The organism is Salinicola sp. CR57, from assembly GCF_003206585.1.
Taxonomy (GTDB): Bacteria; Pseudomonadota; Gammaproteobacteria; order Pseudomonadales; family Halomonadaceae; genus Salinicola; species Salinicola lusitanus.
Genome location: NZ_PZJL01000018.1, coordinates 1 through 6282, shown reverse-complemented (window position 1 = coordinate 6282; position 6282 = coordinate 1). Strand labels below are relative to the sequence as shown.

Genomic DNA, 6282 nt, shown 5'->3' with positions numbered 1-6282 from the left:
AGTCGCCGTCGGCATCGATCGTCGCAGTGACGGTATCGCCATTGACGTCGGTGAAGGTCGCCACGGCGGTGACATCGTCATCCAAGCCGCTGACCGTGTAGCTGGCCGTGCCGGCTTCGTCGGCGTTGATCAGGCCATCGTCATCGTTGCTGGTCAGAGTGGCCAGCGGCGCGGCATCGGCACTCAGATCGACGGTGACCGGGCCCAGGTTGCCAACACCGCTCGTATTACCGGCGGCATCGGTCTGGCGAACCTGTACCACGCCAGTGTCGTAATCGCCCTCCGGCAGTTCGAAACTGTCGCCGGTGCCGGTGGTCCAGCTAACGCCACCGTCGATGGAGTATTCCCAGGTGGCACCGTCTTCGATCCCACCGACGTTGACGGTGGCGTCGCTGGTGATGCCGTCGCCGTCGTTAAGGCCGGTATCGTTGGCGAGCATGGCGGTCGGTGCATCTGGCGCGGTCAGGTCGGGCGCGGTGGCGCTGGTCGGATCGCTCTCGTTGCCGGCAGCATCGGTGGCCGTCGCCGTGACGCCTTCGCCATTGGTCAGGGCGGGATCGAGTGGCACGCTGTAGCTGCCGTCATCGGGATCGGCAGTGACCGAGCCGATTTCATTGCCGTCGGCATCGGTGACGGTAACGGTCGAGCCGGGTTCGGCGGTACCGGTCACGGAAGTACCGTCCTCGGCGACTGTGACGCTCGGGGCGTCTGGCGCATTTAGGTCGGGCGCGGTGGCGCTGGCTGGATCGCTTTCATTGCCGGCGGCATCGGTGGCCGTCGCCGTGACGCTTTCGCCATTGGTCAGGGCGGGGTCGAGCGGCACGCGGTAGCTACCATCGTCGGGATCGGCCGTGATCGAGCCGATTTCGTTGCCATCGGCATCGGTGATGGTAACGGTCGAGCCGGGTTCGGCATTACCGGTGACGGCCGTGCCATCATCGACGACGGTTGCTGTCGGCTCCTCCGGCGGCGTCGTGTCGATATTGAGCGCGTAGGTGTTACTGGGTTCCGAAACCAGGCCTTTGGGGTCGGTAGAGAGCGCGCGGAACGTCGTCGTACCATCAAGCAGCCGAGCATTGATCCTGAAACTCCAGTTGCCGAAGTTATCGGCCTGGGTCTCTCCGAGCATGGTGTTATCCGCCCACACCTGCACCATGTTGGTGGCTTCGGCGGTGCCCTGAAGCGTGGGGTTGGGGTCGTTGGTGGTGCCGCCGTTATCGACGTTTCCTGTTACCGGGTCTGTCGCGTCGATCGACGTGATGATGACTGGATCGGAGGGCGGCAGGTTATCTTCCAGGTCGGCGTCGACGGTGGCATTTCCCGGTTCGCTGGCATTGCCGGCAGCGTCCCTGGCGACGGCGGTGAAGGTGCTGCCGTCTTCCAATGGGGTTTCCGGTGCAAAGGACCAATTGCCGTTGCGGTCCGCTTCGATGGTCGCGATGGTGTCGCCCTGATCATTCGTGAGCGTGACGCTGCTGCCCGGTTCGGCGCTCCCGGTGAGGATTTCTCCATCGGTCGGATTGACCACGGGAGCTGCGGGAGGCAGGGTATCGACGGTCAGCGTGAATGGGTCACTGGCGTCCGACACATTGCCGGCGCTGTCGGTGGCGGTAGCGGTGAAGTCGTAGTCGCCGTCGTCAAGTGCCTCGGGCGTGAACGACCACTCTCCCGCGGCGTTGGCAATGGTCGTGCCGAGTTCGGTCTCGCCGGAATAGATCGTGACGATGCTGCGTGCTTCGGCTTGGCCCGAGAGGGTCGGTGTCGTGTCGTTGGTGCTGTCGCCGCTGTCGAGATCGCCTGTCTGCGGCGCGGTATCGTCATTGCCCATCGTGATGGTAGGCGTGGCGGGGGGCGTAGTGTCGTTCAGGTCGCCGTCGACGGTGAGGGTGCCGGGTTCGCTGACATTGCCCGCGGCGTCGGTCGCGGTGGCGTTGACCTCGGTGCCGTCGGCCAAGGGAGTATCCGGCCGGAACGACCAGTTGCCGTTAGCGTCCGTCGTGGTCTGACCAATGGCGTTACCGTCTCCGTCAGTCAACGTGATCGCGCTGCCGGGTTCGGCGGTGCCGATCAGTATGCCGCCATCGCTGGGATCGAGGGTCGGTGACCCTGGTGCCGAAGTGTCGACTGTCAGCGCATAGCCATCACTCACGCCGGACACATTGCCGGCGGAATCCGTGGCGGTGGCGGTGAAAGTGTAATCGCCATCGTCGAGGTCATCGGCGGTGAATGTCCATTCACCTTGCCCGTTGGCCGTGGTGGTCCCGATCGCCTCGCCGTTGGCGTAAAGCGTCAGGGTGCTGCCCGCCTCGGCGCGTCCACTAAGGGTCGGGGTGGTATCGTTGGTACTGGCTTCCCGGTCGACGGATCCGGTCTGGGGGTCGACGTCGTCGTTGACTCCGGCAATCGTCGGTGTGGCCGGGGGCGTGGTGTCGTTCAGGTCGCCGTCGACGATGGCGCTACCCGGTTCGCTGACATTACCCGCGGCGTCGGTCGCGGTGGCGTTGACCTCGGTGCCGTCGGCCAAGGGTGCGTCCGGCTGGAACGACCAGTTGCCGTCGTCGCCAGTCGTGGTCTGACCGATGGCGTTACCGTCTCCGTCTGTCAACGTGATCGCGCTGCCGGGCTCGGCGGTGCCGGTCAGCGTGGTGCCATCGGTCGGATCGACTATCGGCGCATCCGGTGCGGAGGCGTCGATGGTGCCGGTCGCCGGCTCGCTGGTATTGCCGGCGGCATCCTGGGCGACGACCTCGATTTCCGTACCGTCGGCCAACGGCTGGTCGGGCGTGAAGGTCCAGTTGCCCTCGTCGTCGGTGGTGGTCTCGCCGATCGGATTGCCGTCACCGTCGGTGATGATGATGGTGCTGCCGGGCTCGGCCTCACCGCTGATGGTTTCACCGTTGGAAGGATCGATCGTCGGCGCGTCCGGTGCCAAAGCGTCGATGGTGCCGGTCGCAGGCTCGCTGGTATTGCCGGCGGCATCCTGGGCGACGACCTCGATGTCCGTACCGTTGGCCAACGGCTGGTCGGGCGTGAAGGTCCAGTTGCCCTCGTCATCGGTGGTGGTCTCGCCGATCGGGTTGCCGTCACCGTCAGTGATGATGATGGTGCTGCCAGGCTCGGCCTCACCGCTGATGGTTTCACCGTTTGAGGGATCGATCGTCGGCGCATCCGGGGGGGTGTTGTCGGTCTCTCCGCCTCCGTTATCGGGAGGTGCCACGCCGTCATCGTCATCGCTTCCGCCGCCACCGCCACCACCAGCCGCGAGTGCACCGGCTGCCAGTGCACCACCTCCGATGGCGGCCCAACCCAACGGGGTGATGAAGGCGCCATCGGTGCCTTCACTGGCAACAGCCGCGGGTTCGAATACGCCGAATTCTCCTTGGGGTAGGTAATCCGCCGCGACGATTCCGTCCCCGGAGGAGGGAGCGAGATTTGCCCATATCAGTTCCTGGTCGTCACCGGTCAGGTAGAGTTGGCTCGTTGTGGCCGGGTCTGAGCCATAAAAATTTTCGATACGGATGACCTGCCCGTCGGTGGTCCGAACCAGGAGGTCATTGCCGTCACGCTGGAGCTCCTGCACGTCGTCCGGGGAGAGGCTCAGCAGCACCTTCCTAGGTTGGTCGAGGGCAATCGTTCCATTGTCTCCAACCGAGGTGGCGGGCGCCGCAGCAACGTCTTCGTTGAGCTCGCTGATTTTCGCTGAAATGGGCATGAGGGCTCTCCCTGCTGAATCACTTGTAAATACGGAAGCGTCAGCTTTTGTAGTCAATAGGAACGACTTTTTTGGTTTTTAAACAGGAATAGGAGAGACCTTAGGGTATTGCAAACTGTTAAAAATGTTGTTTATTGTAATTTTTTGATAACTTCAATTATTTTCAATTAAATCAATTGGTTGCAGCAATTTCATACTGGCAGTGTCAGAGTTATACTGTGTATCCTAAGTATTTTTATGTTCTCTTGGTTAGGATTTAATTCAACTTTAATAGTCATTAGACTCATAATTAATTTTGTGAGATATAAATGTTTAGGCGAATAATGTTGCGGCCTAGTAATTATTTGGCCTTGTCAAAATTTACTTCGAGTACCATGGGGTTCGGAGACGAGCATGTCTTTCGGAATCTGGTGGGCCTTCCGTGGCGGGAATCTGTCAACGCCGGTTGGAATCGCTGACGGCTGCCGCAATAATGAGCCTTCAGTTCCAAGGAGCCACCCCATGGGTCACGAGATCGTTCCGCTCAACCGCTTCGACACCAAGGATGTCGAGCGAATAGAGGATCAGAGGCTCTACACGGGCTTTTTCGATCTCGAGAAGCGCCGCTTGCGACACCGCAAATTCAATGGCGAATGGAGCGAGATTCTGGATCGAGAGGTTCACGTTCGCCGTGATGCGGTGGGCGTACTACTCTATGACCCGACTCGAGACGAGGTCGTGCTGGTCGAGCAGATTCGTGCAGGCGCGCTGGATGACGACACGTCGCCGTGGAAGCTGGAGCCGGTGGCGGGTCTGGTCGAGCATGGGGAGTCCCCAGCCGATGTCGCCCGGCGTGAGGCTCGGGAGGAGGCCGGTTGCGACGTCCGCGAGTTGATCGAACTCCATCGTTATTACCCCAGTCCCGGCGCGTGTACCGAAAGGGTCACCCTGTTTTGCGGTTTGATCGACAGCCAGAACATCGGTGGTGTGCATGGCTTGGAAGACGAACACGAGGATATTCTGGTTCATGTCATGTCGTTCCTGGATGCCTGGGACCGATTGATGGCAGGCCAATTGGACAATGCCATGGCGTTGATTGGCTTTCACTGGCTGGCGCGCGAGCGTGCCACGTTGAGAGTCATGGCCTAGCGCGAAGGGCAGTGGCGATGAATTTGGGACAGGGAGAGCTGTCCGCGTTCGCGCCCTTCACAGGTCGTCTGGCGCCAGGAGAACTGCATGAGAAAGACTGCTTACGTGACGGATCTCAAGACGCTCCAGGCCGAGTGCAGCAGCAATTATCTGCGGCTCTGCCGTCTGGTCATGGATATGGAGCCCGGTGAGATCAAGGAAGTACCGCTCTCGGGGGAGCATGCCCGTTTTGGCACGCTGTGGTTCGAGGTACTCGAACAGGCGCCCTACACCACGGTCGCTCGGGTGTCCCAGACCGGCGTGCTCGACAGTTTCGTCGACTCTCCGCGGATGACGGTGCATCTCTATCACGACGCCGATATGGCGGAAGTGACCGATTTTCAGCGCCAGCGCCATTTCCAGGGGCGCTACCGCTACCCGAACCCCCAGATGCATCAGCCGGACGAGAAGCTGCAGATCAACCGATTCCTGGGCGAATGGTTGCAGCACGGGCTGGCACATGGTCACGCCGCTGACGTGCCGGAAACGCCCTGATGCGTCTGGTCCAGATTACCGACTGCCATCTGCTGGCCGATCCTAAGGGAACTTCGCGCAAAGGGTTGCCGCTGCGTCAACTGGAGGCGGTACTCGAGCGCGTCCGGGCACTGGGGCCCGATGCGCTGTTGGTTACCGGCGACGTGGCCCAGGACGAAACTTCAGCGGCCTATCGTCATGCCTGTCGGGTGTTTTCATCCCTGGGCTGTCCGTGGTTCTGGATTCCCGGCAATCACGATCAGCCGGAGTTGATGGAAGAGTGCCATCCTTTTCACGAGCAACTCGACCTTGGCAAGTGGCAGGTTCTGCTGCTGAACTCGCGGGTCAGCGGCCAACCCGGTGGGGAACTGGGCCAGGAGCAACTGCAGCGTCTCGCGCTGCAGCTCGAGGCCGACGACCGGCCGGCACTGATTGCCCTGCACCATCCGCCGCTGGATATCGGATCGGTATGGATGGATGCGATCGGGCTGAAGGACCGGGATGCCCTGTGGCAGACACTTTCCCCCTACCCTCAGGTCAGGGCCATGATCTGTGGCCACATCCACCAGGCATTCGCGGCCTGGCAGGACGTCGTGGCCGTCTATGGCTGCCCGTCGACATCGGATCAGTTCCTGCCGAAGAGCCACGAATTCACGATCGATGAAGCCGCGCGCCCCGGCCTGCGGGTGCTCGAGCTCCGTGGCGAAACACTGTCGACCTGGGTCGAGCGGGTCGAGCTCTGATCGTTTATAACTAAAAACGCTTTTTGGATCATCTTTGATTCTTTGACGTTATTACCAATGTCTCGCTAGGGTTTGCCTCCCAGGAAGCCCCTATTCTTATTCCGTCCTGCCATCTTCGTGTTGATGGCGACCGTGAGACATCGACCATGACAGCTCCTATCGTCAGCGCTCAACGCCAGACCCATC

General features: G+C 61.3%; 4 protein-coding genes. 3 read left to right on the top strand and 1 reads right to left on the bottom strand.

What is annotated here, in order from left to right; all coding sequences use genetic code 11:
- On the bottom strand, positions 1-3712 hold a 3712-nt coding region (locus DOM56_RS19590), incomplete at its 3' end, for an Ig-like domain-containing protein (RefSeq protein ID WP_157958294.1).
- Positions 3713-4213: 501 nt separating this feature from the next.
- On the opposite strand from DOM56_RS19590, the gene DOM56_RS19585 reads away from it, so the two are divergent.
- The 3 genes from DOM56_RS19585 (at position 4214) to DOM56_RS19575 (ending at position 6096) form a co-directional block, all read left to right on the top strand.
- Positions 4214-4840 carry an NUDIX domain-containing protein gene (locus DOM56_RS19585; protein WP_110710617.1) on the top strand — a complete coding sequence of 209 codons (627 nt, stop codon included), beginning with the start codon at positions 4214-4216 and terminating at the stop codon, positions 4838-4840.
- A gap of 87 nt (positions 4841-4927) precedes the next feature.
- On the top strand, positions 4928-5374 hold the full coding sequence (locus DOM56_RS19580) for a DUF1249 domain-containing protein (protein ID WP_110710616.1): 447 nt from the start codon (positions 4928-4930) through the stop codon (positions 5372-5374).
- Positions 5374-6096 (top strand): metallophosphoesterase, encoded by a 723-nt coding sequence (locus DOM56_RS19575; RefSeq protein WP_110603440.1) that lies wholly within the window; start codon positions 5374-5376, stop codon positions 6094-6096. Before DOM56_RS19580 ends, DOM56_RS19575 begins: the two co-directional genes overlap by 1 nt.
- The last annotated feature ends 186 nt before the right edge of the window (positions 6097-6282 follow it).

Bases quoted from the DNA above. Each gene is read 5' to 3' on its own strand.
- DOM56_RS19580 (WP_110710616.1), top strand. From the start codon at position 4,928: ATGAGAAAGACTGCTTACGTGACGGATCTCAAGACGCTCCAGGCCGAG.
- DOM56_RS19575 (WP_110603440.1), top strand. From the start codon at position 5,374: ATGCGTCTGGTCCAGATTACCGACTGCCATCTGCTGGCCGATCCTAAG.
- DOM56_RS19585 (WP_110710617.1), top strand. From the start codon at position 4,214: ATGGGTCACGAGATCGTTCCGCTCAACCGCTTCGACACCAAGGATGTC.